Origin of the sequence: Acinetobacter sp. YH1901141 (genome assembly GCF_013416935.1) — a bacterium.
Taxonomy (GTDB): Bacteria; Pseudomonadota; Gammaproteobacteria; order Pseudomonadales; family Moraxellaceae; genus Acinetobacter; species Acinetobacter towneri.
Genome location: NZ_VPEY01000027.1, coordinates 1 through 25,753, shown reverse-complemented (window position 1 = coordinate 25,753; position 25,753 = coordinate 1). Strand labels below are relative to the sequence as shown.

At 41.4% G+C, this 25,753-nt stretch carries 27 protein-coding genes; 23 read left to right on the top strand and 4 right to left on the bottom strand.

Annotated features, from left to right (window positions below; all coding sequences use genetic code 11):
• Window positions 1-12 precede the first annotated feature (12 nt).
• Window positions 13-1,353: an aminodeoxychorismate synthase component I gene (gene pabB / locus FTV52_RS12295; protein ID WP_179990906.1), complete on the bottom strand. Its 1,341-nt coding sequence runs from the start codon at window positions 1,351-1,353 to the stop codon at window positions 13-15.
• Between the two features lie 255 nt (window positions 1,354-1,608).
• Here pabB and FTV52_RS12290 point away from each other — a divergent pair, with 255 nt between their 5' ends.
• From FTV52_RS12290 to FTV52_RS12275, 4 genes are all read left to right on the top strand, one after another.
• Entirely contained in the window at window positions 1,609-2,721 is a 1,113-nt protein-coding gene (locus FTV52_RS12290; protein ID WP_179990905.1) for a DUF6160 family protein, read from the top strand.
• A gap of 192 nt (window positions 2,722-2,913) precedes the next feature.
• Window positions 2,914-3,747 carry a C39 family peptidase gene (locus tag FTV52_RS12285; protein ID WP_179990904.1) on the top strand — a complete coding sequence of 278 codons (834 nt, stop codon included), beginning with the start codon at window positions 2,914-2,916 and terminating at the stop codon, window positions 3,745-3,747.
• A gap of 45 nt (window positions 3,748-3,792) precedes the next feature.
• Window positions 3,793-4,932, top strand: coding sequence for a hypothetical protein (locus tag FTV52_RS12280; RefSeq protein ID WP_179990903.1), 1,140 nt, complete (start codon window positions 3,793-3,795; stop codon window positions 4,930-4,932).
• A gap of 12 nt (window positions 4,933-4,944) precedes the next feature.
• A complete protein-coding gene (locus FTV52_RS12275) occupies window positions 4,945-6,552 on the top strand; it encodes a hypothetical protein (RefSeq protein ID WP_257221749.1) in 1,608 nt (535 codons plus the stop codon).
• A gap of 101 nt (window positions 6,553-6,653) precedes the next feature.
• Here FTV52_RS12275 and FTV52_RS12270 read toward each other — a convergent pair whose 3' ends face one another.
• Entirely contained in the window at window positions 6,654-7,202 is a 549-nt protein-coding gene (locus tag FTV52_RS12270; RefSeq protein ID WP_026438436.1) for an NUDIX hydrolase, read from the bottom strand.
• Window positions 7,203-7,325: 123 nt separating this feature from the next.
• Between FTV52_RS12270 and FTV52_RS12265 the strand changes: the two genes are divergently transcribed.
• From FTV52_RS12265 to FTV52_RS12225, 9 genes are all read left to right on the top strand, one after another.
• Window positions 7,326-7,922: a CoA pyrophosphatase gene (locus tag FTV52_RS12265; RefSeq protein ID WP_004975226.1), complete on the top strand. Its 597-nt coding sequence runs from the start codon at window positions 7,326-7,328 to the stop codon at window positions 7,920-7,922.
• A 31-nt stretch (window positions 7,923-7,953) separates the two neighbouring features.
• Window positions 7,954-8,484 (top strand): gamma carbonic anhydrase family protein, encoded by a 531-nt coding sequence (locus tag FTV52_RS12260; protein WP_131261917.1) that lies wholly within the window; start codon window positions 7,954-7,956, stop codon window positions 8,482-8,484.
• A 160-nt stretch (window positions 8,485-8,644) separates the two neighbouring features.
• Window positions 8,645-9,310 carry a tRNA (adenosine(37)-N6)-threonylcarbamoyltransferase complex dimerization subunit type 1 TsaB gene (gene tsaB / locus FTV52_RS12255; RefSeq protein ID WP_096902124.1) on the top strand — a complete coding sequence of 222 codons (666 nt, stop codon included), beginning with the start codon at window positions 8,645-8,647 and terminating at the stop codon, window positions 9,308-9,310.
• Window positions 9,311-9,322: 12 nt separating this feature from the next.
• Window positions 9,323-10,147: an undecaprenyl-diphosphate phosphatase gene (locus FTV52_RS12250; RefSeq protein WP_136143576.1), complete on the top strand. Its 825-nt coding sequence runs from the start codon at window positions 9,323-9,325 to the stop codon at window positions 10,145-10,147.
• Entirely contained in the window at window positions 10,141-10,962 is an 822-nt protein-coding gene (locus tag FTV52_RS12245) for a class I SAM-dependent methyltransferase (protein WP_179989105.1), read from the top strand. Before FTV52_RS12250 ends, FTV52_RS12245 begins: the two co-directional genes overlap by 7 nt.
• Window positions 10,963-11,108: 146 nt before the next feature.
• Window positions 11,109-12,518: a C13 family peptidase gene (locus FTV52_RS12240; protein ID WP_179990902.1), complete on the top strand. Its 1,410-nt coding sequence runs from the start codon at window positions 11,109-11,111 to the stop codon at window positions 12,516-12,518.
• An 18-nt stretch (window positions 12,519-12,536) separates the two neighbouring features.
• Complete coding sequence (fghA, locus tag FTV52_RS12235; RefSeq protein WP_179990901.1) at window positions 12,537-13,376, top strand: S-formylglutathione hydrolase; 840 nt, start codon at window positions 12,537-12,539, stop codon at window positions 13,374-13,376.
• Window positions 13,377-13,544: 168 nt separating this feature from the next.
• Window positions 13,545-14,648 (top strand): YjgN family protein, encoded by a 1,104-nt coding sequence (locus FTV52_RS12230; protein ID WP_179990900.1) that lies wholly within the window; start codon window positions 13,545-13,547, stop codon window positions 14,646-14,648.
• A 14-nt stretch (window positions 14,649-14,662) separates the two neighbouring features.
• Window positions 14,663-15,694 carry a M48 family metallopeptidase gene (locus tag FTV52_RS12225; protein ID WP_179990899.1) on the top strand — a complete coding sequence of 344 codons (1,032 nt, stop codon included), beginning with the start codon at window positions 14,663-14,665 and terminating at the stop codon, window positions 15,692-15,694.
• Between the two features lie 10 nt (window positions 15,695-15,704).
• Here the strand turns inward: FTV52_RS12225 and FTV52_RS12220 are convergent, their stop codons facing one another.
• Entirely contained in the window at window positions 15,705-15,986 is a 282-nt protein-coding gene (locus tag FTV52_RS12220) for a DUF2218 domain-containing protein (RefSeq protein WP_026438437.1), read from the bottom strand.
• 216 nt (window positions 15,987-16,202) lie between these two features.
• Between FTV52_RS12220 and rpe the strand changes: the two genes are divergently transcribed.
• The 8 genes from rpe (at window position 16,203) to FTV52_RS12180 (ending at window position 23,670) form a co-directional block, all read left to right on the top strand.
• On the top strand, window positions 16,203-16,889 hold the full coding sequence (rpe, locus tag FTV52_RS12215; RefSeq protein WP_179990898.1) for a ribulose-phosphate 3-epimerase: 687 nt from the start codon (window positions 16,203-16,205) through the stop codon (window positions 16,887-16,889).
• Window positions 16,890-17,315: 426 nt separating this feature from the next.
• On the top strand, window positions 17,316-17,837 hold the full coding sequence (locus FTV52_RS12210; RefSeq protein WP_253105011.1) for a hypothetical protein: 522 nt from the start codon (window positions 17,316-17,318) through the stop codon (window positions 17,835-17,837).
• 45 nt (window positions 17,838-17,882) lie between these two features.
• Window positions 17,883-19,850 (top strand): multicopper oxidase domain-containing protein, encoded by a 1,968-nt coding sequence (locus FTV52_RS12205; protein WP_179990897.1) that lies wholly within the window; start codon window positions 17,883-17,885, stop codon window positions 19,848-19,850.
• Entirely contained in the window at window positions 19,837-20,745 is a 909-nt protein-coding gene (locus tag FTV52_RS12200; protein ID WP_179990896.1) for a copper resistance protein B, read from the top strand. Before FTV52_RS12205 ends, FTV52_RS12200 begins: the two co-directional genes overlap by 14 nt.
• Before the next feature lie 122 nt (window positions 20,746-20,867).
• Window positions 20,868-21,929: a cation transporter gene (locus FTV52_RS12195; protein ID WP_179990895.1), complete on the top strand. Its 1,062-nt coding sequence runs from the start codon at window positions 20,868-20,870 to the stop codon at window positions 21,927-21,929.
• A 146-nt stretch (window positions 21,930-22,075) separates the two neighbouring features.
• Entirely contained in the window at window positions 22,076-22,393 is a 318-nt protein-coding gene (gene sugE / locus FTV52_RS12190; RefSeq protein WP_004975255.1) for a quaternary ammonium compound efflux SMR transporter SugE, read from the top strand.
• 95 nt (window positions 22,394-22,488) lie between these two features.
• Window positions 22,489-22,980, top strand: a complete 492-nt coding sequence (locus FTV52_RS12185; protein ID WP_179990894.1) for a methylated-DNA--[protein]-cysteine S-methyltransferase — start codon at window positions 22,489-22,491, stop codon at window positions 22,978-22,980.
• 51 nt (window positions 22,981-23,031) lie between these two features.
• Window positions 23,032-23,670 carry a nuclease-related domain-containing protein gene (locus tag FTV52_RS12180; RefSeq protein ID WP_179990310.1) on the top strand — a complete coding sequence of 213 codons (639 nt, stop codon included), beginning with the start codon at window positions 23,032-23,034 and terminating at the stop codon, window positions 23,668-23,670.
• 63 nt (window positions 23,671-23,733) lie between these two features.
• On the opposite strand, the gene FTV52_RS12175 is transcribed toward FTV52_RS12180, so the two are convergent.
• Entirely contained in the window at window positions 23,734-24,501 is a 768-nt protein-coding gene (locus FTV52_RS12175) for a hydroxymethylpyrimidine/phosphomethylpyrimidine kinase (RefSeq protein WP_179990893.1), read from the bottom strand.
• A gap of 88 nt (window positions 24,502-24,589) precedes the next feature.
• Here FTV52_RS12175 and FTV52_RS12170 point away from each other — a divergent pair, with 88 nt between their 5' ends.
• Both FTV52_RS12170 and FTV52_RS12165 read left to right on the top strand, forming a co-directional pair.
• Window positions 24,590-25,249, top strand: a complete 660-nt coding sequence (locus FTV52_RS12170; protein ID WP_179990892.1) for an HAD-IA family hydrolase — start codon at window positions 24,590-24,592, stop codon at window positions 25,247-25,249.
• A 106-nt stretch (window positions 25,250-25,355) separates the two neighbouring features.
• Window positions 25,356-25,724 (top strand): hypothetical protein, encoded by a 369-nt coding sequence (locus tag FTV52_RS12165; RefSeq protein ID WP_257221748.1) that lies wholly within the window; start codon window positions 25,356-25,358, stop codon window positions 25,722-25,724.
• The last annotated feature ends 29 nt before the right edge of the window (window positions 25,725-25,753 follow it).

Below are 25,753 nucleotides of genomic sequence, written 5' to 3'. Positions count from 1 at the left end.
TTTTGTTTACTGCTATTGCGCAGGTTTGTACCAGCAGTTCAATAAGTCCAACATTGCTGAAACCTTGTCAAAACACTCTTGATATTCTGCTTCACAAACAGATGCAATCGTGACTCCACCGCCAGCCCATAATGAAACATTTTGCTGATATTTTTGAATAGAACGGATCAGAATATTCCAAGAACCCGTTCCATCGGCATCAAAATAACCCATAGAGCCGCAATAGGCGCCACGTGCTGCACCTTCGAGTTCATCTATAATTTGCATGGCACGAATTTTCGGCGCGCCTGTGATTGAGCCTCCTGGTAAGGCAGACATCAACACATCAAAAGGATTCATCTCGGCTTTTAGTGTTGCAGTCACTTCACTGACCATGTGATGCACTTGGTTAAAGGATTCAATATTGAATAACTTTGGCGTTTTGACGCTGCCAGTTTCGGCATAAACACTTAAATCATTACGTAATAAATCCACAATCATCACATTTTCGGCCTGATCTTTTTTAGATTCACTTAATTGTTGTTTCGATTGTCGGTCTAATTCAGGATCATCATAGCGTGGCATCGTGCCCTTAATGGGTTTGGTGGTAATTTTTCGATTTTCCTCAAAATCGATAAAGAGTTCGGGCGAACAACTTAAAATTTCAAAATCACCAATACGTAAATAACCTGCATAAGGTGCATTGGTCAGTTGCCAAAACTGAGCTGCAGTCTCTAAAAGTTGACCTTGAGCCTCAGCGCTAAACTCTTGCGTAAGATTAATTTGATAACAATCTCCTGCCACTATATAGTCTTGAACATGTTGAAAGGCGCGTTGGTAATCTGTGAAATTCCAGCGTGCTTGACACTTTTGGCTTAATTGGAACTGTTCAATTATGGTTGATTGAGTATATGAATTTAAAATAAAATCAAAGATTTGAGTAGCAGCATCGTCTGAACTATAAAAATACCAGCCATCAGTTTCTTGCTGTAAATAGCTTTTAAATTGACCTAAAAAAATACTTGGCTGGGGACGAGACTGCATATTGATGTGTTGCTGTGCTGCTGCATCATACGAAACAAACCCCATTACACTGCAAAATGGGGCGGTGTCAGCATCTTCTAAAGCACCGAGATGAGCTGTTAAATCTAATTGAGTTGGACTTAATTCATATTGATCCAATACCGTTTTTTGAAAGTAAAAATGTTGATGGTTTTGCTGCACACAATAGCGTTCAGCCAAAAAAGCAATACGTGCCTTTCCATTATTTTGCAAATAAATACAATGTGAAAGTGCTGCCAAAGCTTGCAAAATTCTTGCAGCCTCGCATTCAGGTTCACAGAATAATTTTTTAAAATGAGTAGGATAGGACATAAAGCGTAAACAGCTGAGAGATTTTAAAAGGCTATTTTACATGATTGCAGCAGATAAAAAGCAAATAACCGTTTGTCGGTAAGATGTGGATTGCGACCAACAGCAGTTGAACAAAAAATAACTCAGATATACCTTTGTATGTGCAAACCGGCTACTCAAGGAATGTGTGTCAGTGTTGTCCTCATCAAATAAAAACACAATCACTGGCACTGAGTGGTAAAACCAAAAAAATAATACTCTCGGGAGAGTAACAAGATGAAAAAATTTACTAAACTTGCTTTGGTATCATCAATCGCGTTAACGACAAATGCAATGGCAATGCAGGCAATGGACGATACTGCATTAAGCGCAACTACTGGTCAAGATGGTTTAAGCATCGGGATTGGTATTTCTAAAATCGAAATCGAAAAACTTTTAATCCATGATAACGATGGTTTGGTTAGTGATGGTGCCAAAGCAGCAGTTGCTCCTGTCTTAGATGCGAATGGTAATGTTGTAACTCCTGGTACACCAGCTGTTCTCGGTTCTCTAGGTGGCACAAACAAAGCTGCTGCAATTGTTATTAAAGGCAATGGTATTTCTGGGGATGCAAATGAAAAGCATGGTATTGTGATTGGTGCGAACTATGATAATAATGGTGCTTACTTATTAACTTCTCGTAACTTAGCAGACTTGGTAATTGATTCGGATGCTGGTACTAGTGGTACTGGTGGTGCATTTATTAATGTTGCAGCTCAAGTATCTGGCTTGGATATCAAGATTGGTGAAATTGGTGTATCTGCATCAAATGCTGAAAATACAAGTACAACCTCTATCCGCCGTGGTAATGATGAGACTAACTATAATGCAATTTTATCTGGTTTAACTTTAAAAACAGGTAAAATGGATGCCAATATCCAATTAGGCGCAGCGCCACAAGGTGCAATGGTTAAATTGAATACCAAAATGATTGGTGGTTTAGAAATTAAAAACTTAGGTATTTTGGATAACTCAACTAAAGGCAAAGCAGTTGGTTCTGTAAATGTTGGTGGCAATCCAACAGCTGTGAAAACGAAGGAAGCGGGTGAAATCTTTATTGAAAGCATTAAAATTGCAGATGCAGCTAGTAAAGATTTGACCCTAAATCAAGATATCCAAGTATTTAATGATGCTTATGTTGGCGATAGTACTACTCTTGGTAAGGCGGCGCATATTCGCATTGTAAGCAATGACACTGGTGCCAAAGACCAATATATTAAAGGTATTCATTTAGGTAGTCGTACTGCTGCTTCTATTGGTGATATGGAAGTTCAAGGACTTCAAACTTACTATAGTACTTCTCAGGGTAGCTATACCAAAGGTGCTATTATCACTATTTCTGGTCACTAATTTAAAAACTGAAAAAGCGCGTGAATTCACGCGCTTTTTTTTACAAATAAACTGATGAGTTCGCAAAAAAATAAAGAAAGCTCTTTTTTTTTTCTATAAAACGAGTATCTTTCTAAATACAAGGAAGTAGAGTGAAAACTCTAAAATAAAAATATTAGGCAGGTATTGCCGAGAACTAAAAAGTAAAAATATATGTTAGAGATCGCTTTAGGCTCGGCATTGATCTATTACGCTGCCACACAAGCCTTTGATTTAAAAGAACAGCATCCTGAAACTGTGCGTTACACAGAAACTTTGGATTCTAGAAATAATTCCTTTACCCGTATGCACAGAGAGCCTGTGCAAATTAAACCTGCTTTAGAAGATCAATTTCGCGGAATTGTGCGCCAAGCCTATGACTACAGTTGTGGTTCTGCAGCTTTAACAACCTTGCTGAATGGTTATGTAGGAACACAATTAAACGAGCAACAAACCATGAGTGGCTTGCTGCGTTATGGAGAATACGACCGAATTATTGAACGTCGTAGTTTTTCGCTATTGGATATGAAGCGCTTTGTCGCAGCTTTGGGCATGGAAAGTGGTGGATATCGCGGGGAGTTTTCGGATTTAGTTAAACAAGGACAGCCTGCAATTGTGCCGATTTCCTATGCAGGTTTTAAACATTTTGTGGTGTATAAAGCCTATAAAAATGGGCGGGTTTATGTGGCTGACCCAGCTTTGGGCAATATTAGTTTTGATGAAGAACGATTTAAGGACGTTTGGGAAAATAACACCTTATTTCTAATTAATGTCGCACCGCAAAATCGTCAAACTATGTTGGCATTACATGAAAAAGATTTACGTCATGTGGAAGATGCAACAGTGAATCGTTATGCCTTTGTTGATATTCAATATCCACAATTTGCGATGGAAAAAATAGCTGATAAAGCATCGACGATACGACTAGAACGTAATGTAAATAAAGATTCTGATAATTATGGACAGTACGAGCATCGTTTTTTAAGACTCTACTATAAAAACAAGTAATTAGTTGTTCACGAAATACAAAAATAAAAATGGAAGGGGTAAATCATGGATCGTAAATGGATGAATAAAACCTTATTGGCACTCAGTATTCAAATGGTATTTGGGGTGGCTTATGCCGCAGAGGAGCCGCAATTAGGGGAATATGAAACCACAACTGAACAGGCAGAAGTATCAGATACAGCAGTATCGACTGCAGAGACAAGTGTTGAAACGAATAGTGCAGTTGTTGCTACAACGGCTACAAATGGCGTACAAGCAGCATCATCTGCTTTGCAACAGCAAGAGGGCGATGCAACCAAAGAGGCGAATTTAGAAGAAGTATTTACCTCGAATGAGCGTCAATACTCGCTCATGAAACAAGGTGATATTTCATCTTATTATGATATTGATTATACCTATCATCGTGATACGCAGCTCGACCTTGAAATGGCTCAAGGTCAGTTGTATCAGCTTCGTGTGCAAGAAAATGCGTCCCACGCATTAACTAACACCTTCACCGCACAATATGGTTTGCGTGACAATTTAACTTTATCTGCTTCTGTACCATTGGTTGCAAAGTCAGACTTGTTAAAAGATGCCACGGCAGCAGGCTTGGGGGATATTTCTTTAGGTGCACGTTGGGAGCCATTCCCATTAAAAGCGGGGCGTTTACCTTTAATTTTATTCGCAAATTTATCGACCAAAACGGGGGATAGTCCTTACGAGATTAATCCTGTTAAAGATTTATCAACAGGTAAGGGTTACTACTCTGCAGGCATCGGTGCAAGTACGCGTAAGTATATTGACCCAGTTGTATTGTTTGCTTCTGCTTCAGCCAACTATGGTTTTAAAGAAAGCGGTCTCAATCAAATTCGCGGTAGCCGTATTATTGAAGAGTTTGAGCCAGGTATTAGTGGTGGTTTTGCTTTTGGTTTTGCTTATTCGTTTAACTACGATGTGTCGATGACCATGTCCTATCAGCAAAGCTTTAATACAGGTTCGGAGTTTACTTATCATACGGGTGAAAGCTATTCACCTGCAGACCAGACCAGTTCGACTTTGGCTATTTCATTAGGCGTTCGCGTTTCACCTGAAACCATTGTGAATGGTACGGTAGGAATCGGTCTGACCGAAGACGCGCCAGACGTATCACTTGGATTGTCATTCCCACTGGATATTCTCGGTTTCGGTAAAAAAATTCGCTAAGAGGCTAGTCGCATGAAAATGATACGACTTCGCCCGTTAGTGACTGCAATTATACTGTCGGGCTGTTCAGGGGCTGCTTTTGCGCAGCTTGGACAAAACTTATCTGTCGATATTCGTTCTTTGACTATGGGGAATGCGGTCACTGCAGATCCTCCTGGTATTAGTGCGATTCACTTTAACCCTGCTGCACTGACCAAGATTGAAGGTTTGCAAACAGATGTGCAAGGGGTGTTGGCACATTTTGATGTACAGCGTGAGCTTTCCGTTCCAGCAGGTTATGACGTATTTGGTTATTCTGATGACCCTGTGGTGTGTAACGATGGACCAGAAATTTTGGCCGATTTACGCCCGTGGGTAGATGTGTCACAGGTATCTCAAGATGATGCTTATCAAGCATTAAACACCTTGGTTTACATGAATAACTCGGCATCTTATCAAGCTAACTATCCGATTTTAGCCAAAGAAGACTCACAATTGCCACAGGGTTTATATGGCTGTAATTTGGCAGACTGTAAATCTACGGTCGCAGATTTGAAACACCTCATTGGGCAGTATCAACTGATCACAGACCGTTCAGGATATACCTTTGGATATGGTATGCAGTGGAAAGGTGCGGTGTCTGCGAACACGACTAACCCAATTTTAACGGTGAGTGGTGAATTGATTCGTAAAGTGCGTCCTGAGCGTATGGTTGCAGCAGCACAAACCACATGGGTCAACCCATTGAATAAACGTATTCAGGAGCCATTCCATTTTAGTGTGAATGACAATACGGCTGATGATTTTAAAATTACCCAAGGTAAGGTGTTTAATGATTATTTAATTGCGGGCACGGAAGGTTTTTATAAATTATTGACCAAATCTACAACAGCGAATCTTGCAGATTATGGTCAATGGCAACAAACCATAGGTACCGATCAGTTCGAAGGTTCTTTTGATGCCTATAAATTCTTTTCTGTGAACTTTTTGGATAATCGCGTTTTTAAAACCCAGAAAAATGTACCTTTAGACAGTCGCTATATTTTCCCAATTTATGCAACCTTGACCTTTAATTTTGATGGCGGAACGACTACAGATAGCATCAAATTAGGTGTTGTTTTAGATGAGGATGGCAATATTCGTACAGATATAGCACCAAATGCCACAGAAACCGATATGTCTGGTCAGTGTGCAGCAATTCGTCAGTCTGGTGCTGAATATGTTGATACAAATGGTGTGCAGCAATACCGTATAGGTGTGTTAGGTGCAACCGATATCGACAATAAAGCAGTTACTTTGCGTATGATTTTGGCCAATCCAATATTTCATAAACTTGATGGCGCAGTCATTGGTTTGAATACCAAAATTGAAGCGGTTGAAGGTGGAAATGGTCAAGTGGTGGGCGGTGCACGTGCCAATATTGGCAATTTAGTTGCAGCCAACTCTACACGTATTACATTGTCTGATTTCAATGGCTCAACAGTGAAGTGGAGCAATATTTATCATGCGCAACTTGCAACTTACGTGGCTCAAAACCCAGCTTTAGCAACTGATGCAGATAAAGCTTTGGTGAAAGCCCAAGGTGGAGCTGTAAGTCTAGATGTTGCTGAGTGTTATAACCCAGATAAAGTGCGTATTTAGCATTAATTTTAGGTGACATAGTGATGAAAATAGCCCACTTTAGAGTGGGCTATTTATTATTCGAATTTTAGCTTGATTCAAATGAACATCATGTGGGGTTTTTAACCCGTATGATCTGTACGTGAACCTAAGGTTTCTAAGTGGGTCGTGAAATGGTTGTTTTTTCGATCTGCAAAGTAGTGTTGTAAAGTACGTTCTACACTTGGGAAAGCCAATTCAGACCACGGAATTTCATCTTCACTAAACAAGCGTGATTCGATGGTTTCTTCACCTGCACCAAATTGACCATTCAACAATTGAGCTTTGAACAGCACATAAATTTGCCCAATCCGTGGAATGTTATACATGCAATAAAGTTGTTCGATTTCAATTTCCGCTTCGGCTTCTTCGCGGGTTTCACGGGCAGAACCTTGCTCCATGGTTTCAAACATTTCCATATAGCCTGCGGGTAAAGTCCACAAACCATAGCGTGGTTCAATTGCACGACGACACAACAATACTTTATTTTCCCAAACGACCAATGCACCACAAATGACTTTTGGATTGACATAGTGAATATTGCCACATGCGCTACACACTTGACGTAATTGCTGATCGCCAAGCGGAATTTTCGTTGTTGTTTTTTGTCCACAATTTCCACAAAAGTTCATAGTGATCGTCATTGTTGAAGGGAGTTCTCAGAATAACTGAAAATTTCAACTTTGGCATCCTCTCTATCTATTGCCCACCTATTTCAGCTATGATGAAAACTTAGACAAGGAGAATTATAAGGCATGATTGATCATTCGCTCACGCATCTATTACAGCAACGTTTGCGCTTTTCTAAAACGTTCATGGAAGCGCATGCAGCGGTATTGATTGCCATTACCGACGAGTCTGATCCAAAGGTATTGCTAACCCGCCGTTCTACCTTACTCAATAATCACGCGGGTGAGGTGTCTTTCCCTGGTGGCAAACGCGATCCGCAAGATACCAGTAATATTGTGGTGGCGTTACGTGAAGCACAGGAAGAAACGGCGTTAAATCCATTTGAAGTGCAGTTGATTGGTGATTTACCAATGCAAAAAGCCCGTAATGGGATGTTGGTTAAACCTGTGGTGGGGCTGATTCCCCCAAAAGTAGAACTAATTCCACAACCTTCAGAAATTGATCGCATCTTTTTTGCCTCTTTACAGCATTTAATGGAAGCGCCACCAACGCCGTATGAAGTGAGCTTTGCACAACAAAAATTATATTTTCCGAGTATGCAGGTTGAAGATGAAGTGGTTTGGGGCTTAACAGCGCGGATGTTGGTGTCTTTATTTGAATATGGTTTGGATTATCGTAAAGAATGGCCGTTTTTGTTAAATTCACCAACATTTAAGAAATAGAAAAATTTTGATGTGAAGATAGGAAGGAACCATGTTGTATAAATTTAAAGGATATGCCCCGAAAGCAATGCAGCAACCGTGGGATGGTTGGGTGGCGGATAATGCCACGGTCATTGGTCAGGTTGAGTTGGGACAGAAAGTTAGTATTTGGTTTGGGGCTGTGGTACGTGCCGATAACAGTAAAATCAAATTGGGTAATTTTAGTAATGTTCAGGAAAATGCTGTTTTGCACACCGATGCAGGCATTGAAATGCAGATTGGTGATTATGTGACTATTGGACATCTGGCGATGTTACATGGTTGTACCGTGGGCGATAACACCCTGATTGGTATTAATGCAGTGGTGCTGAATCATGCGGTGATTGGTAAAAACTGTATTATTGGTGCCAATGCTTTAATTCCTGAAGGGAAAGTGATTCCCGATAATTCTGTGGTGATGGGTTCTCCCGGTAAAGTGGTTAAGACTTTGGATGAGTCTGCAGAAGCACGTTTAAAAATGAGTGCGCTGCACTATGCTGAACATTTTCAGCATTTTGTAAACCTAGAGCCTGCAACACTCTAAAATAGAATTTGCATCGTTTAGTCAAACGCATTTTTTAGCTGTAATTACATAGAATTTTATACTCAGGAATTGCAATCTAAGGCATGTAAATCCTCGCGTGAATTTCAGGAGTGGAGTATCATAACGCCAATTTTTGATATTTACTCCTTGAAGGTTGTGCATGAAATTGCTGGCATTGGAAACTGCCAATGAGCAGTGTTCCGTTTCGATTGTAGATGAAACACAGGAACTCTTTTTTCAATTAGATGCGCGAGCAAAAGCACAAACGCAAACCATCTTACCGATGATTGAGCAAGGCTTTGCTGAAACTCAAATTAGTACGGCTGATCTGACTGCAATTGCCTTTAGCCGTGGCCCAGGTTCTTTTAGCGGTGTGCGAATTAATGCGGCAGTCACGCAAGCTTTGGCGTGGGCGCATGATGTGCCTGTAATTCCTGTATCGACTTTGCAGGCATTGGCGCAGGCGGCTTATCGTCTTGAAGGATTAACTGCGGTTACGGCTGTGTTGGATGCACGCATGAATGAAGTGTATATCGCCAGTTTTGAGCTAGATGCACAAGGAATCATGCAGGCGGTTGATCAGGAACAATTATTGAATTATAGCGATGCTGCACAGACGGTACGCTTTCAATTGGTCGGTTCTGGTGCTGGTCTCATTGATCAAGAACAAATACAATACAAAGGCTTAAGTGCAACCGCACAAGATATTGCTACTATTGCACGCGTCTGTGCACAGCAACAGCAATGGGTCAGCGCAGAACAAGCATTGCCTGTCTATTTACGTGACAATGCTTGGAAAAAAATTCCAGAACAAGGCAAGGCATAATTAGGGTTATTTATGGATCTTTTACTGCTGCTCAAAGCGGCAATTATGGGTATTGTAGAAGGGATTACCGAATTTCTACCCATTTCTAGCACAGGACATTTGATTCTCGCTGCAGAGCTGATGGACTTTTGGACCAAAGAAAAAAGTGATGTATTTGTGATTGCCATTCAAATGGGGGCAATTGCAGCGGTCATTTATGAGTACTGGACACGTCTATGGGGCGCAGCTACGGGCATGTTTACAGGCGAAGAAAAAGGTCGTCGCTTGGGCTTTGGTCTGATCATGGCATCTATTCCAATTATTTTGATTGGATTGACCTTTGGGCAGACTGTAAAAGAATTACTCTTTAATGATGTTGCCGTGGCGATAGGTTTGATTATTGGTGGCTTTATCATTATGTGGATTGAAAAACATCCACCGCAAGTACGTGCCCATGAGGTTGAAGAACTAACTTATCGAGATGCTATTTGGATTGGTCTAATTCAGGTATTGTCGCTGATTCCGGGGACTTCGCGTTCAGGTGCAACTATTATTGGCGCGATGTTCTTGGGTGTGTCGCGAAAAGCAGCAACTGAGTTTTCCTTCTTTTTGGGGATTCCTGTCATTATTGGCGCAGGCTTGCTCGACTTATATCAAAGCTATGATGTATTCCAAACTACTGAAGATTGGACCGTACTCAGCTTCGGGATCATCGTCTCTTTTGTTTCCGCACTTTTGCTGATCCGTGCATTGGTGGCTTATGTGGCGAAACGTGATTTTATGATTTTTGCTTGGTATCGTATTGCTTCAGGTTTAATCATTTTATTGTTCGCATTCACAGGCTGGAAACTATGGTAAGCGAACTTCGCTTATACACCGAAGCCGAGTGGCTCACTCAAGCACAGCATTATTCTGCTGTGCTTTTGTCTAGAGGCGTGCAAACGTGCATTGAAACAGTAGAAAAACTCAATGCGCGTTTTTTGCGTTTGAACCCTGAATTGGCATTGTGTGTAGATGCTGAAGGGTTGTGGTTGTGTGCCAATGGCATGAAAATGCAACCCGATTGGAAAGCTGAAGTTGGGCGATTGAAACGTGCCTCTTTAAAATCGGAAATGATTGCTCGTGCCTGTAATTTGTCGGAAAAACCAAGCCTAATTGATGCTACGGCAGGATTAGGACACGACAGCTTACTCATGGCACACTTGGGTGCTCAGGTCACGTTGTTGGAGCGTCATCCTATTCTTTTTACTTTGTTGGAGGATGCTAAACGCCAAGCCGCAGATGATCCTTTTTTAGCAAGTGTTGTTGCCCGTATCCAGTTGGTTTTTACAGATTCAGCAGATTATTTACGCAACTGCGCAGCGCAGGGCAAAGTGGTTGATGTGGTGTATTTAGACCCGATGTTTCCGCAGCGAGATCAACATCAACAGGCGCAGAAAAAGCAGGCACAAGTCAAAAAACAAATGCAGTTATTACATTTGCTGTTACCTGAAGATGGCGAAATGGATTTAGGTGATCATTTACTGGGTTTGGCACAGCAAATTGCCAAACGTGTTGTGGTGAAGCGCCCACGTTTGGCTGTATTTTTGGCGGGGCAGGAAACCACACATCAATGGCAGGGTGATGCTTGCCGATTTGATGCCTATTTCCAAGCAAATTTGAACAATGGGTAGATTTCTACCACTAAAGCAGTGGCAAGGCGTTCAATGCTTCTATAATGCGCAAAGATTTGTTATATAGTTAAAATTGACAATTGATAATTACGACGACAAGCATAAACTTGGAGTGTGGAAACGCGAGCTGCGATTAACAGAATCCTATGATTGACTTCAAACCCTCCATTAATTTTTGGCACGATTTTAAAAGCAACCAAGCCGCAGGCGTTTGGTTATTTTTGGGTTCGCGACGCTCTTTGCAAATTATTCGTCCTTCTATCTTACAACTGATTTTTTGGGGGATTTTAGGTGGTCTTGCCAATACCTTATTCAGTTGGTTGGTCGCGGGAGAAGTGGGTGAATTTAACCCACAAGGTTTGGTCAGTTATGCCTTGTGGCCCTTTATTGCCTTAATTGTCGGAATTATTCTTTCTCAGCGTGTCAATAACCCGCGTTTATTGTTAGTACCTGCTTTGTTGTGGTTGGTATTAGATACTCACGTTGCATTATTACAAAGCTTGATTCAATACATGGGCATGATGGATGTCTTGCCGTATGTGTTGTATGACTATTTGCCTACCATTTTTATGGTGCTATTTGTTTGGCAAAGTTTGGCAGTGGTATGGGTGTTTTCACGTGAATTGCATTGGCCGTGGTGGGAACGTGCGTTGATTGTTTTGGCGACCTTATTCACTTTGGTAGTTTGGCAAATGTCAGTGAAAAGTCAGCCCATTTGGAAAGTAGAAGAAGTTCCACCAAGTCTAAGCGAAGAAGCTTTTTATGCACAAAGTCGTGTACTCAATAAAGCTTTAGACAGTATTCAATATGGGGAATTTGCTCAATCGCATTGGTACTTTTTAGGTGTTGCAGGGGCGAGTTATCAAGACGTATTTATGTCTGAAATTGAGCGCATTCGTGAACAGTTTGATACCCGTTTTGGTACTTTTGGGCGTTCGATGGTGTTAATTAATAACCCAATGACCCGCAATGCAATTCCAATTGCTTCGCAAACCAGTATTGAATTAGCGCTGCGCCGTATTGGACAGCGCATGAACCGTGAAAGTGATGTGCTGTTTTTATATATGACCTCACACGGTTTAAAAGATCATTTTGAAATTGAAAATGCACCACTTGACTTAAATCAGGTCGATCCGAAATGGTTACGCGATACTTTGGATAAATCGGGTATTCGTTGGCGTGTGATCGTCATTTCAGCCTGTTATTCAGGTAGCTTTGTATCCGCCTTGCAAGATGATAATACCTTGGTGATTACTGCATCGGCAGCAGATCGTGAGTCGTTTGGTTGTTCAAACGAAGCTGATTATACTTATTTTGGTCGTGCCTTTTTTGATCAGGCTATGCGTGAACAAAACTCTTTTGCTAATGCTTTTAATGAAGCCAAAGTGACTGTGGCGAAATGGGAGCAAGCGCAAGGTTTTGAACCTTCAGAGCCACAATGGGCAATTGGTAAAAATATGGAATTGATGTTGCCACAATTAGAGCAGCGTTTGTTTCCTCAAAAAAGTGTTGCAACATCGGCTGAAATTCAATTGAGTGCACAATCTGTTCAATAAGCCAAAGAGGAGAGGGTGATGGAGTTAATTCAGAACAACCGCTGTTTTGAGGGTGAGCAACGGATTTATCGTTTTCATTCAAATGCTTTACAGACTGAAACTCAGTTTGGCATTTTTTTACCAGAACAAGCTTTGGCGGGGCAGGCGTGTCCTGCGGTATTTTATTTGGCGGGTTTAACGTGTAACGAAGAAACCTTTGCGATTAAAGCACATGCGCAGCACATGGCAGCACAATTGGGATTAATCTTGATTAGTCCAGATACTTCACCACGTGGTGAAGCTGTTGCGAAAGGCGACCATTGGGATATTGGACAGGGTGCAGGTTTCTATATCAATGCGACACAATCACCGTGGGCGGCACATTATCAAATGGAAACGTTTGTAGCCGATGAGCTTTATCAATTGGTGCTGCAACAGTTCCCAATTCAGGCACAGCACGTTGGCATCATGGGGCACAGTATGGGCGGTCATGGTGCATTGACCCTCGCGTTTAAATATCCTGAAAAATTTAAGTCAGTGTCTGCTTTTGCTCCGATTTGTGCGCCAAGCCAATGCCCGTGGGGTGAAAAAGCATTTTCTAATTATTTAGGTACAGATCAGCAAGTATGGTTACAGCACGATGCGACTGCTTTGGTGCAGGTCAAAGGTGCATTGTTCAGTGAAATTTTGATTGATCAGGGATTGAAAGATCAATTTTATAGTCAGCTCAATCCTGCATTATTTCAGCAAGCTTGCGATGCGGTTGGGCAAAAATTGAGTTTGCGGGAACATGCAGGCTATGATCATGGCTATTATTTCATTCAAAGCTTTATAGATCAGCATTTGCAATTCCATGCGGTACAATTGCAAGCGGACTAAGCCAAGTACTCAATTTTACGCATTGATTTTTAAACTTTTCTAGGCAAGTTGTTCACTTTTTATTAGAATGGTGAACACTTGCTTTTTTACCATTTGGAAAGATTGCTCATTTGGGTTTGAGTGTCTGGGTAAAATAACGACCGCACAATAAAATAAATAAGGCATCACATGCACAATTCAGAATGGGATTCACCACAACAAGCAACGCCATCTTCCCCGTTTTTTCCAGTGGAACCGACAACGCCACCCGCACGGAATCCATTACTTGGACGGATTCATCATTTTCAGTTTCATGGTAGCGCCTCAGAGTATTTTGGTATTTGGATTGTCAATATTTTGTTGATGATCGTGACCTTTGGGCTGTATGCACCGTGGGCAAAAGTACGTCGTTTGCGCTACTTTTATGGCAATACCGAATTAATCAAACGTCGTTTTGATTTCACGGGCATCCCACATAAAATTTTATTGGGACGTTTAATTGCTATTGGAATTTATGTTGCGATCTCGGTGATTTCCAATTATTCAGTAAAAGCAATGGTCATTGGCGTGGTGGTTTTATATTTAGCTGTGCCGTGGTTGATTCGAGCGACCATCCGTTTCAAGGCGCGAAATAGTAAATTTGGCAATGCCCGTTTTTATTTTTCAGGCAGTAACAAAGAAGCCTATTGGGTATTTTTAAAATGTATCGTAATTAATTTGTTTACTTTGGGCTTATTTTTTCCTGTGTTGGTGTGGATGTATAAGCGTTATTGCCTAGACCATTTATATGCAGGACAGCTTAAATTTAAACTAAAAGCAGACTGGCCAGCATATATGCGCGCAATGTATATGCCTATTTTTTTGTTCTTTGGCATTTTGCTTGCTGTCGGGATAATGTTGACTTTGGCAGGACAGTTGAGTCGTAATCCTGCGCAGTTGGTTTGGTTATTTTTAGCGGTTTATCTGTTGGGGATATTTTTAATTTGGCCACTAATGTCGGCGCGAATTTTTATCACCACATGGAACAATACCAGTATCAGTCGTAGTGAATTTCAGACCGATTGCGGACAGTGGCACTATACTTGGATTGTGGTGACCAATTGGATTGTGAAAGTTCTGAGTTTGGGTTTAATGACCCCATGGGCAGCCATTCGTTTATATCGCTATCAGGTTGAGTCTTTAAGTCTACATTTAAAAAATGATCCAGATTTGATGATCAATAAACTGCAAGCTGAACATAGCGCACTTGCAGAAGAACTCAGTGATATTTTTGATATTGATGTATCGCTGTAAGCTAGGAGAAGAAGATGGCAGCACAGATCGTGGATGTGGTATTTTATGATGGTGTAGTGTCTAAACCATGGGCTGCCAAAATCTCTCCTATAGATGCTCAGTCGGTACTTATTCGTTATGGTGAAAATTTACAGCAACAACGACACTATCATTATCAAGACATGATGTTGGTGGGCGCACTAGGTAAAATTCAACCTGTCATTGAACTTAAAGACGATGCACGTATTGAATTTTCCGAAGCCTTGCCTGAATGGTTTCAACTGCGAAATAAACAGGTGCAGCATTCTATTTGGAAATTGGAACGTACGCCAAGCCTAATTGTATTTAGTCTGGTTTTTGTGTTGTTGATGGTATTTGCCACAGTGCAATGGGGCATCCCAAGTGCATCCAAATACGTTGCTTTTCAGTTACCTGCGAATACCTTAAAGCAAATTGGTGATGAAGCAGAGCGTTATATCTTAGACATGACAGCGCCAAGCCAACTGCCCGCAGCGCGTCAGCAGAAAATTCTAACAGATTATCGACAGCTTATTGCAGGAGATACACCTGCCAAAGTGCTGTTTCGACAAGGTGATCGCTTAGGCGCGAATGCTCTGGCAATTCCGAATAACACCATTATTTTGACCGATGAATTGGTGGAATTGGCGGAGAATGATCAGGAAATCATTGGCGTGTTGGCACATGAACAAGGGCATTTGGTAGAACGACACAGCTTGCAACAGGCTTTATCGAGCTTAGGGTTTAGTATTATTTTGCTCGCGATTACAGGAGATGGTACAGATTTAGTTTCGACCTTGCCTGTGGCGCTCGTGGGGGCAAATTATTCACGTAATTTTGAATCTGAAGCAGATTATTATGCTTTAAATACGATGCATGCTCAGGGCATTCCAACCATTCATTTTGCCCATTTTCTGGAGCGTTTGGCAGAAGATGCAGGTGAAGACACCGCCAAAAGCCCTTTGGATTTTTTACAAAGCCATCCTGCAACACAAAAACGTATTCAAGCGGTTAAGGATTTTGAACAAACGCAGCGTTTAGCGCCTTAACATGAAACAGTTAGTACCGTTGCCAAACCGCGCTCAATTCTGTTTGTCCCATACGACTTAAATGATCAAGCACGACTTGTTCGAGGTAACTTAAATCTGTTTCAGTATTTTTTACCTGAATTTCAACTACAAGCTCATGTGTTTGGGGTATAAGTAGAATTGTGGCACTTGGCATCATAATTTGGTATTGGGTTGCGCTTTCTGCAACATCAAATTTATGTTTCCAGTGGTTGAGTAGACGCTTGGCAATACGGCTTGCTTGCGTTGTTTGAATATGGGCAGAACTGTTTATCATCTGTTGAAACCAGCATGTTGTTCAAATGAGTAATGGTGTTCACCATAACAAAGCTAGACTGAAAGAACAGTGGAATGCTGCAACAGAGCGTTGCGGATATAGAATTATTAAATTGGATGATCCAACTGAATGATCCAATCGTAACAGAATCCACCACATCAAGCAGTCTTTGCTATAATGCGCCACAATCCCAATATTCAGCTAGGTTCTCCCATGTCCAAGCCTTATTTAATTGCGCCGTCTATTTTATCTGCAGATTTTGCTCGTCTAGGCGAAGAAGTGGAAAATGTACTTCAGGCAGGTGCCGATGTGGTGCATTTTGATGTGATGGATAATCACTATGTACCGAATTTAACTTTCGGTGCAGGTGTATGTAAGGCATTGAAAAACTATGGTATTACTGCACCAATTGATGTGCACTTAATGGTAAAACCTGTAGACCGCATGATTGGTGATTTTCTAGAAGCGGGCGCAGACATTATCACGTTCCATCCTGAAGCTTCAGAGCATATTGACCGTTCATTGCAACTGATTAAATCGGGTGGGGCAAAAGCGGGTTTGGTCTTTAACCCTGCTACACCGCTGCATTATTTAGATTATGTACTTGATAAAGTTGATCAGATTTTACTCATGAGTGTGAACCCTGGTTTTGGTGGGCAAAAATTCATTCCAATGACTTTAGAGAAATTACGTCAGGCACGTCAAATCATTGATGCTTCAGGTCGTGATATCCGTTTAGAAGTCGATGGTGGTGTGAGACCTGCCAATATTCGTGAAATTGCAGAAGCGGGCGCAGATATGTTTGTTGCAGGCTCAGCAATTTTTGGCAAGCCAGACTATAAAACGGTGATTGATGAAATGCGTGCTGAATTGGCAAAAGTTGGCGCAGTCGAAGTATAAATTTCTACAATCACAAGTGCTTATGCTGTGGATAACTTTGTAGATAACCGTATGGATATCTATGTTGATAACACTATGGATAAGCCGATTAATTTATAAACATCTGTACATCAATTGTTTATGACTTATACAAAATAAGTATAAAAAGGATTCAGTCGAATCCTTTTTGTTTATTTTAAATACACTGAATTTATTGAGTATTTACTCAGTTAATTATAAAAATAAGTTGCTTAATATATAACTTGATTGTTTTAGTTGGCTTTTAAATCGCACGGATTCACTCTGTTTTTCAATGCAGAAGATATTGTGTATAAGTGGGGCTTGAATTATATTGAGTGCATTGCAGATTGTGGATTGTACTTGGCAAAAATGTTCAATTCTTGTGCAAGTTCAGGTCTGCATCTTTCATACTCAGGAATTTATTTAGTGCTGACTCAACCCTACAATCAAATGTGGTTTGTTGTCCTGATGGCATTTGTCATAGGGTGGAGTGGTATTGTTAGTGCTGCGGTAAAACCTGCACATGATTGGATGATGTCAAATCAGGCAGCAGGGTCTGAGATTCGACATTCTGCAACCGCAGCGAGTGAAATGACATCTTTACCAGATTGTCATACCACAGCTTTACAAACGTATCCTGAAACCAAGCAGCATATATCTGGGCATGATGCCAAGGCCAACCATCATCTCAGTCAGCACACATCCGCAACGGATACCGATTTAAATGCGGCAGATTGTTATGGCTCGGCTGATTTTTCTACTGCAAAGACGAATTGTCAGGACTGTGCGCAGTTGCATTGTCAAAGCTTAAACAGTGTGTTGAATGTGCAAGTCCCTGAACTGATTCAACCTATAGCATTTACATCGGTCAATATTCTATTGCCTGCTTATCAAGCTCAACATTTACTTGGGCATTGGCAGCAAATTTTACGTCCACCCAAAGCTTAATCCTGAATTCAAAACACCTTTACGTTTTATTTTAAGGATTAAGTCATGTCTAAATTTTATCAGCCTGCGCTGTTTTTAACAGTCTGTGCATTGTGTTCGAGTTCTGCATTTGCTGCGGTCAAGGAATATCACCTGACCATTGCAGAACAAACGGTCAATATCACGGGAAAACCTGTTCAACGTATTACAGTCAATGGACAATTTCCCGCGCCTGCACTCGAATTTGAAGAAGGCGATGAGGCGGTAATTCACGTTAATAATCAATTAAAAAATCAGGACTCATCTATTCACTGGCATGGTTTATTGTTGCCCGGTTTGATGGATGGTGTGCCTGGATTTAATGGTTTTCAAGGGATTAAGCCACAAGGACATTTTGTTTATCAATTTAAAGTACGTCAAAGTGGTACCTATTGGTATCACGCACATTCCAAAGGTCAGGAACAAGATGGTCTATACGGCTCTTTGGTGATTCATCCTAAAGCCAAGCCAGCCGTAAACGCACATGAATACACAGATCGTGATTATGTGGTGATGCTGTCAGATTTTCATGAAAAATCTAGCAATCAAATTCAGAAAGATTTAAAAATTTCAGCCGAGTTTTATCAAAATCAGCGTGAAACCTTAGGTGATGTTTGGCGTCAAGTACAGCGTGATGGGCTAAAAGCCACATGGTCAGACCGCAAAATGTGGAATCAGATGCGCATGCTGAAAACCGACCTTTCCGATGTCACAGGCTATACTTTTTTAATGAATGGCAAGACACCTGAACAGAACTGGACAGGTGTATTTAAGCCAAATGAAAAAGTGCGTTTACGTTTTATCAATGCCTCTGCCATGTCGTTTTATGATGTGCGGATTCCAAACTTAAAAATGACAGTGGTCAGTGCCGATGGTCAGCCAGTCAAACCTGTTACTGTGGATGAATTTCGTATCGGCACTGCAGAAACCTACGATGTGATTGTTGAACCTCAAGCAGCGCATTATCAAATTGAAGCGGAATCAATAGACCGCTCAGGTTTTGCTGTGGGTAGCTTGCAGAGTGAACTTCATTCTGCAACATCAAATCTACAGCTCCCTGCAGCGCGCCCGCGTGCTTTACTCACCATGCAAGATATGGGGCATGCTACAGAGCATTCAGGCGATGATCATTCCAAGATGAACCATGCAACGATGTCTGAAATGGATCACTCAAAAATGAATCATGCAGCGATGTCTGAAATGGATCATTCCAAAATGAACCATGCAGCGATGTCGGATATGGATCATTCCAAGATGAACCATGCAGCGATGTCGGAAATGGATCATTCCAAGATGAACCATGCAGCAATGTCGGAGATGGATCATTCCAAGATGAATCATGCAGCGATGTCGGAAATGGATCATTCCAAGATGAACCATGCAACAATGTCTGAAAATACGCATACACAACATGGCATGCCTTCAACAGAACACAAAAATGCGGTGGTATATGGATGGGCAAATGCTTCTACACCCGCGGGGCATAAAGCCTTGCACTATGAAGATTTGAAATCGCTGCAGCCACAAGCAGATACACGTGAACCAAGCAGTGAATTGGTCGTGCGTTTAGGCGGTACGATGGAGCGTTATATCTGGACAATCAACGGTAAGAAATTTAGTGATGCCACACCACTCAAGGTGAAATATGGTGAGCGTATTCGGATTAAATTTATCAATGACAGCATGATGGCACATCCAATGCATTTACATGGCATGTTTATGCAGTTGGAAAATGGTCAAACGGCAGCAGAAATGCCGAATAAACACACCTTAATTGTGCCGCCAGGTCAAACTGTAACTGCACTGCTTACTGCAGATGAATTAGGTGAATGGGCAATACATTGTCATTTGCTCTATCACATGAGCGCGGGAATGATGAATAAATTGATTGTAGCGCAGGTGAGTGAAAATGAACCGCTTTCAACCACAGCAATTCAAGCCACTCAAACCCCTTCAGCGACAGCGCAAAAAGGAGCAGCACATGCACAACATTAATCTTTTTGCGAAAACAGTTTTAAGTATTTCTGTCTGCTGCATCAGTACAGTTGGGCTAGCAGCGACAGAGGTGCATAGTGCACATGCCAGTTCAGCAGAGATTGCAACAATTGCAGCTCAGGCTGATACTCAATCGCATCAATCGCATCAATCGCATCAATCGCATCAATCGCATCAATCGCATCAATCCGATTCGTCCGTGCAAGAGTCGCAGTCACACGATCATCGTAAAGAACATGGTGCGCAGGTGTACGCGGTGAGCACTTTAGATACGCAATGGCAAGTGAATGATCATGCCGAGGGAGTGCTCAAATCTAAATTACAAACTCGTATCGGAACTGATGAAAACAAGTTGTTTGTGAAAATTCATAGCGATAAGCAAGAGTCACAAGCGACTGAATATGATGCCAAGTTGTTATACAGTCGTATGATTTCAGATTTTTGGGATGTGCAAGCAGGTGTGCGTTATCGACACGAAGTGAATCAGCAAGAGCATCAAACAGACCGAGAAGATAAGTTTGACGCTGTGTTTGGCTTACATGGTTTAGCTCCATATTTTTTTGAAACCGATGCTTATTTTTATTTGGGTGAGGATCAATATGCGGCTTTGAGTTTGGAAACCACACGGGATCTGTTATTGACTCAGAAATTGATCGCACAGCCTTATTTAGATGTAGATGTTATTCTGCAGGATGATGCCAAATATGCGAAAAAAACAGGACTCAACCGCGCAGCTGTGGGTGTGGAAATGCGTTATGAAATCAGCAAGAACATCATGCCGTATATCAGTGCAGGTTATGAGTATACGAAAGGTGATCAACACACTGATTGGCAGTCTGCAACCGATTCCGAGCAGAGCGGCTTATATGCGATAGGCTTGCGTTTCAGGTTTTAATGATTAGGGGTATTTATCAATGATTAAGTCAATGGATCGTTGCTGCTTCTAAATAGAATAGATTGTCCCTAAATACATAGGCTTGGTTTATACTGAGCCTATTGTATTTTTGGGTGTGGCGTATGTCTTCATCAACTCAAGATCCTCAATCGAATCAAGATAAAAACTTAGAAAACCAAAATCTAAACAATACTGGCTGTGGTTGTGATACGCAAAAAAATGTAAACCAGCCTTGTGCAACTGCGCCTACACACTCCAAGTCATGTGGCGATACAGGCTGTGGTTCGTCTTGCGATACAGAAAAAAGCTGTGCTGATCAAAATAGCTGTACATCTGCAACGACTGCCAAGGCAGATAAAGCAACAATTTTGGATTCGGAACTTTTGAGTCCGTGGGTGAGTGCATACCATATTCCTAAAATGGATTGTGGCGCAGAAGAACAAATGGTGCGGATTGCTTTGGCAGATCATAATGATATTGCAGCCTTGTCTTTTGATTCACCTGCACGACTTTTAAAGGTTTATCACAGCAACCAATCTGCCACAGAAATTACCCATAAATTAGAAGCATTGGGTTTGGGTGCTGTGTTGCAACAGACTGAAGCCAATACACAAACTGAACTGCCTGTATCTAACAGCGCTGCACAACAAAAAGTGCTATATGCCTTGCTTGGTATTAATGCCGCTATGTTTTTGGTGGAATTAATTGCAGGTTTAATTGCATCTTCGACTGGGTTAATTGCTGACTCCTTAGATATGTTTGCCGATGCCGCCGTGTATGGTTTGGCTTTATTTGTCGTGGGTCAATCCGCCAAGAAACAGCTCAAAGCTGCACATTTGTCTGGTTGGGTACAACTGGGTTTGGCTGCACTGGTTATCTTTGATGTCCTGCGCCGTTTCTTCTTAGGCAGTGAGCCTGAATCCATGTTGATGATGGTCATTGGTGCTGTGGCATTGCTGGCAAACGTCACCTGTTTATGGCTAATTTCAGGGCATAAAGATGGTGGAACCCACATGCAAGCCAGTTATATTTTTTCCGCCAATGATGTGATTGTGAATTTAGGTGTGATTATCGCGGGCGGTTTGGTGATGCTGACAGGGTCGAATTATCCAGACCTGATTATTGGCTTAGTTGTGGCCATGTTTGTATTGAATGGTACGCGCAAAATTTTAAGTTTAAAATAGACGGATCATCGCTGCGCGGTGGCTTAAATTGCAACAGGAGGAACGACCTCCCTTGTTTGGGTTTTTAGAAATAGTCAAAGTGACTGAACACTCGACAAGAAAAATCTTCAGGACGGCCTGATTTCATGCTATTGAAGGAGGGCGTTATGGCCTGGATGATGTTGATATTGGCGGGTATTTTTGAAGTGGTTTGGGCATACTCCATGAAGTTGTCTGACGGCTTTAGTAAATTAACGCCCAGTATCGTGACTATCTTTTTTATGATTTTAAGTTTTGCGCTTTTGGCCTATGCCATGCGTACTTTGCCATTAGGCACGGCTTATACGATTTGGACAGGTATAGGCGCAGTCGGTTCATTTTTAGTCGGTATTTTTGTTTTAGGCGAACCTGCCAGTGCTATGCGTATGTTGGCTGCAGTTCTGATTATTTCAGGTTTGGTGCTTATGAAAATTTCATCCAGCTAACTTGGAATGCAGTCTTTTAGTGTGTGCTCAATAACAGATCGGTTTGAGTTAAAAACAGGATGACCTGATACCCAACCTGCTTGAGGAGAAAAATAATGCAATTGGCATTTACTGAAATGGACACTCCTGTAGGCGTGCTTAAATTGGTGGCTCACGATCACGCATTGGTTGCGGTAATGTGGGATAACGAAGATCATAAACGGGTACGTTTAGCCAGTTTAGTTCGACAAGATGATCATCCAATTTTGCTCAAAACTCAGCAGCAACTCCAAGAGTATTTTGCAGGTCAGCGTCAGCAATTTGATGTGCCTCTTGATTTTGAAGGCACTGAATTTCAGAAGAAAGTCTGGCAGGTGTTATTAAGCATTCCTTTTGGGGAAACTCGTAGTTATAAGCAAATTGCCGAACAAGTTGGTAGTGAGAATGCGATGCGTGCCGTAGGGGCGGCAAATGGCAAAAATCCAATTTCGATTATTGCACCGTGTCATCGGGTGGTGGGTGCAAGTGGAAAATTGGTGGGCTTTGCAGGCGGGTTGGATAATAAAGCGATTTTGTTAAAGTTAGAATCTTCAACTTCAAAAGTTTAAATGACTGAGATTCAACAACAATTTTGATCAAAATAAAATAGAGCAGGGGAAATGTTAAAAACATTATTGTTGCAGTTTTGGTGGCTTATTCTGCTTGTTGCAGGTGTAGGGCTGATCAAAATTTTCAAACCTTTTCTAAAGGGAAAGGTGGGGGAACTCGCAGTAAGTACGCATGTGAAGTTGTATTTAGATGAACGTTATATCTTGTTGAATGATGTAACTTTGCCTGATGAATCCACAGGAACAACCCAAATAGATCATATTTTATTGAGTCCTTTTGGGGTTTTTGTGATTGAAACAAAAAACTATAAAGGCTGGATTTTTGGTGGAGAACGCCAAAAAGTATGGACACAAAAAATTTATAAAAAGACCTACAAGTTTCAAAATCCTGTCTATCAGAACTATAAGCATATAAAAGTTTTGGAATCAGTATTGAGCGATATTGTCGAGCCTGAATATCTGCATTCTGTGATTGTATTTATGCCAGACTGTGAGTTTAAGACCTCTTTGCCCAACAATGTTTTTAAAGGCAGTGCATGGGTTGAGTATGTCAAAGGTTTTCGGCATGAAGTCATTTCACCGATGAAACTGAAACGTATTCAGCTGAGAATTGAAAAAGAACTACTTGATAAGTCTTGGAAAACCAATCGTCAACATGTCGAAAATTTGAAACAACGGCACGAACGTTAAAAAGTTGCAATGAAAAACCCTGATACAAGGTGATCAGGGTTTGAAGGAGTTGAACGATAAGCACTAAAACCTTTTCGGAATTTTCTGTCCGTTCGGTACAGGCGTTTCCGCATATTTAAGCACACCAAACAACCAAGTTTCAGCATGTTGTACCGCTTGTTTCAGTTGATCTCCCATTGCCAAGCGCCCTGCAATAAAGCTCGCCAATGAACAGCCTGAACCGTGATATTCACCTTCAAGCCGTGGACAGCGGGTTTCTGAAACCATTTCATTGTTAATATACAGTGCATTACGAATATGATCAGGGGTATCTTCATGCCCACCTTTGACCAAAACGGCCTGCGCGCCCAGTGCAAATAATTTAGCTGTTGCGCGTTCTAAATCATCTTCACCCGTTAAGGCACGTAATTCCACAGTATTTGGCGTGATTAAAGTCGCCAGTGGAATCAACTCGACAAATGCCAGAACCAAAGTCGCTTGATCACCTAAAGAACCACCACTATTGGCAACCAAAACAGGGTCAAGCACATATAAATAATCAGGATGTGCACGTAAAAAATCTGCCAGCGCTGCAATATTGTCAGTGGTGCCCAACATGCCCGACTTTACAACTTTAATGGGCAAATCATTCACCACCGCATTGGCTTGCGCCAATAACAATTCTTTAGACGTTGCTTCAAAGCCAAATACTTGCTGAGAGTTTTGAATGGTCAGTGCTGTGCAGGCAATCGCTGCATGTGCACCGCTATTGCCAACGGCTTCAATATCAGCCTGTAAACCAGCGCCACCCGAAGGGTCTAAACCAGAAAAACATAGTACTGTTGGTCGCACACACATATCCTTAATTGCTTCTATTTACGTTAGTATAGGCAACTTTGGAGTAACACTCGATAGTCATTTAGGCACATAGGCTGACATTGTGATAAAGAACCTTTTAATTGATTTAGATGGCACGCTGACCGACCCGAAAGAGGGCATTACCGCTTCTGCGCGTTATGGTTTGGCTAAGGTTGGACATCCTATTGCAGATACGGAAAATATTGATTGGATTATCGGGCCGCCCTTAAAAGCCTCTTTGGCAAAATTACTTCATGTAGATGTGCATGACGTATTGGCAGAGCAAGCCTTAGCAGGCTATCGAGAGCGTTTTGCTGCAACAGGCTTATTTGAAAATCATGTCTTTGAAGATGTTGCTGCAACATTGGCAGATTTAAAACAGCAAGGCTATCGACTGTTTTTAGCAACAGCCAAACCTGAAATTTATGCACGCCAAATTTTAGATCACTTCGATTTATTGCAATATTTTGAATATCCCTACGGTAGCGAACTAAATGGTGAGCGTACCAATAAAGCGGATTTAATTGCCTATATTTTGCAGCAAGAACAATTGCAACCTGAACAATGTTTAATGATTGGAGATCGTGAACACGATATTTTAGGTGCACGAGCCAATGGAGTCGATTGTGTTGCAGTCGAATACGGCTATGGTTCGGCTCAGGAGTTAGACTTGGCTGCACCAAAACATAGAATTCAGTGTTTTGCGCAAATTTTGTTGATGCTTGAACAGTTATCTGGATGAGCGAGATGCTTACATCTGTTTGCATTTCTAGCGCAGTGTTATTGCAAAGATCGTGCTTCAATATTTAATTTGAATATTTAATTTTAATATTGAAAGAGGGTATGTGATGAAGATATTTAGTCAATCTATTGCAGTAGTAGCGGTTTCAATACTGATGACTGCGTGTGCCAATCATGCTGCTACATCCACAACACCTACTGCGCAGGTCGAAATGTACACATCATTGCAACATCGACAGTGTGAGCCAGATTCAGGTTTAACCCTTACGGAAATTGTTCAGCGTTTACAGCAAGCACAGATTCAGGTGAAGCGGGCCAGTGTAGGTTCAGATGGGCGGATGTATGCACAGGTCTGTGGTGGTGCAGATGGAAAAATTGCTATAGTCAAACTACTTTATTATTCATACAAGATTCGAAAAAAACTCGAAATAACTCATCGACTGAGTCGATCAACCATTCTTTACGCTTACGTTTAACCCATGCCCACATCTGTTCTATAGGATTT

Bases quoted from the DNA above. Each gene is read 5' to 3' on its own strand.
- FTV52_RS12225 (WP_179990899.1), top strand. From the start codon at position 14,663: ATGGCAGCACAGATCGTGGATGTGGTATTTTATGATGGTGTAGTGTCT.
- FTV52_RS12200 (WP_179990896.1), top strand. From the start codon at position 19,837: ATGCACAACATTAATCTTTTTGCGAAAACAGTTTTAAGTATTTCTGTC.
- FTV52_RS12275 (WP_257221749.1), top strand. From the start codon at position 4,945: ATGAAAATGATACGACTTCGCCCGTTAGTGACTGCAATTATACTGTCG.
- FTV52_RS12185 (WP_179990894.1), top strand. From the start codon at position 22,489: ATGCAATTGGCATTTACTGAAATGGACACTCCTGTAGGCGTGCTTAAA.
- FTV52_RS12180 (WP_179990310.1), top strand. From the start codon at position 23,032: ATGTTAAAAACATTATTGTTGCAGTTTTGGTGGCTTATTCTGCTTGTT.
- pabB (WP_179990906.1), bottom strand. From the start codon at position 1,353: ATGTCCTATCCTACTCATTTTAAAAAATTATTCTGTGAACCTGAATGC.
- FTV52_RS12285 (WP_179990904.1), top strand. From the start codon at position 2,914: ATGTTAGAGATCGCTTTAGGCTCGGCATTGATCTATTACGCTGCCACA.
- FTV52_RS12245 (WP_179989105.1), top strand. From the start codon at position 10,141: ATGGTAAGCGAACTTCGCTTATACACCGAAGCCGAGTGGCTCACTCAA.
- tsaB (WP_096902124.1), top strand. From the start codon at position 8,645: ATGAAATTGCTGGCATTGGAAACTGCCAATGAGCAGTGTTCCGTTTCG.
- FTV52_RS12280 (WP_179990903.1), top strand. From the start codon at position 3,793: ATGGATCGTAAATGGATGAATAAAACCTTATTGGCACTCAGTATTCAA.
- FTV52_RS12240 (WP_179990902.1), top strand. From the start codon at position 11,109: ATGATTGACTTCAAACCCTCCATTAATTTTTGGCACGATTTTAAAAGC.
- rpe (WP_179990898.1), top strand. From the start codon at position 16,203: ATGTCCAAGCCTTATTTAATTGCGCCGTCTATTTTATCTGCAGATTTT.
- FTV52_RS12260 (WP_131261917.1), top strand. From the start codon at position 7,954: ATGTTGTATAAATTTAAAGGATATGCCCCGAAAGCAATGCAGCAACCG.
- FTV52_RS12195 (WP_179990895.1), top strand. From the start codon at position 20,868: ATGTCTTCATCAACTCAAGATCCTCAATCGAATCAAGATAAAAACTTA.
- FTV52_RS12270 (WP_026438436.1), bottom strand. From the start codon at position 7,202: ATGAACTTTTGTGGAAATTGTGGACAAAAAACAACAACGAAAATTCCG.
- FTV52_RS12230 (WP_179990900.1), top strand. From the start codon at position 13,545: ATGCACAATTCAGAATGGGATTCACCACAACAAGCAACGCCATCTTCC.
- sugE (WP_004975255.1), top strand. From the start codon at position 22,076: ATGGCCTGGATGATGTTGATATTGGCGGGTATTTTTGAAGTGGTTTGG.
- FTV52_RS12290 (WP_179990905.1), top strand. From the start codon at position 1,609: ATGAAAAAATTTACTAAACTTGCTTTGGTATCATCAATCGCGTTAACG.
- FTV52_RS12165 (WP_257221748.1), top strand. From the start codon at position 25,356: ATGAAGATATTTAGTCAATCTATTGCAGTAGTAGCGGTTTCAATACTG.
- FTV52_RS12250 (WP_136143576.1), top strand. From the start codon at position 9,323: ATGGATCTTTTACTGCTGCTCAAAGCGGCAATTATGGGTATTGTAGAA.
- fghA (WP_179990901.1), top strand. From the start codon at position 12,537: ATGGAGTTAATTCAGAACAACCGCTGTTTTGAGGGTGAGCAACGGATT.
- FTV52_RS12205 (WP_179990897.1), top strand. From the start codon at position 17,883: ATGTCTAAATTTTATCAGCCTGCGCTGTTTTTAACAGTCTGTGCATTG.
- FTV52_RS12265 (WP_004975226.1), top strand. From the start codon at position 7,326: ATGATTGATCATTCGCTCACGCATCTATTACAGCAACGTTTGCGCTTT.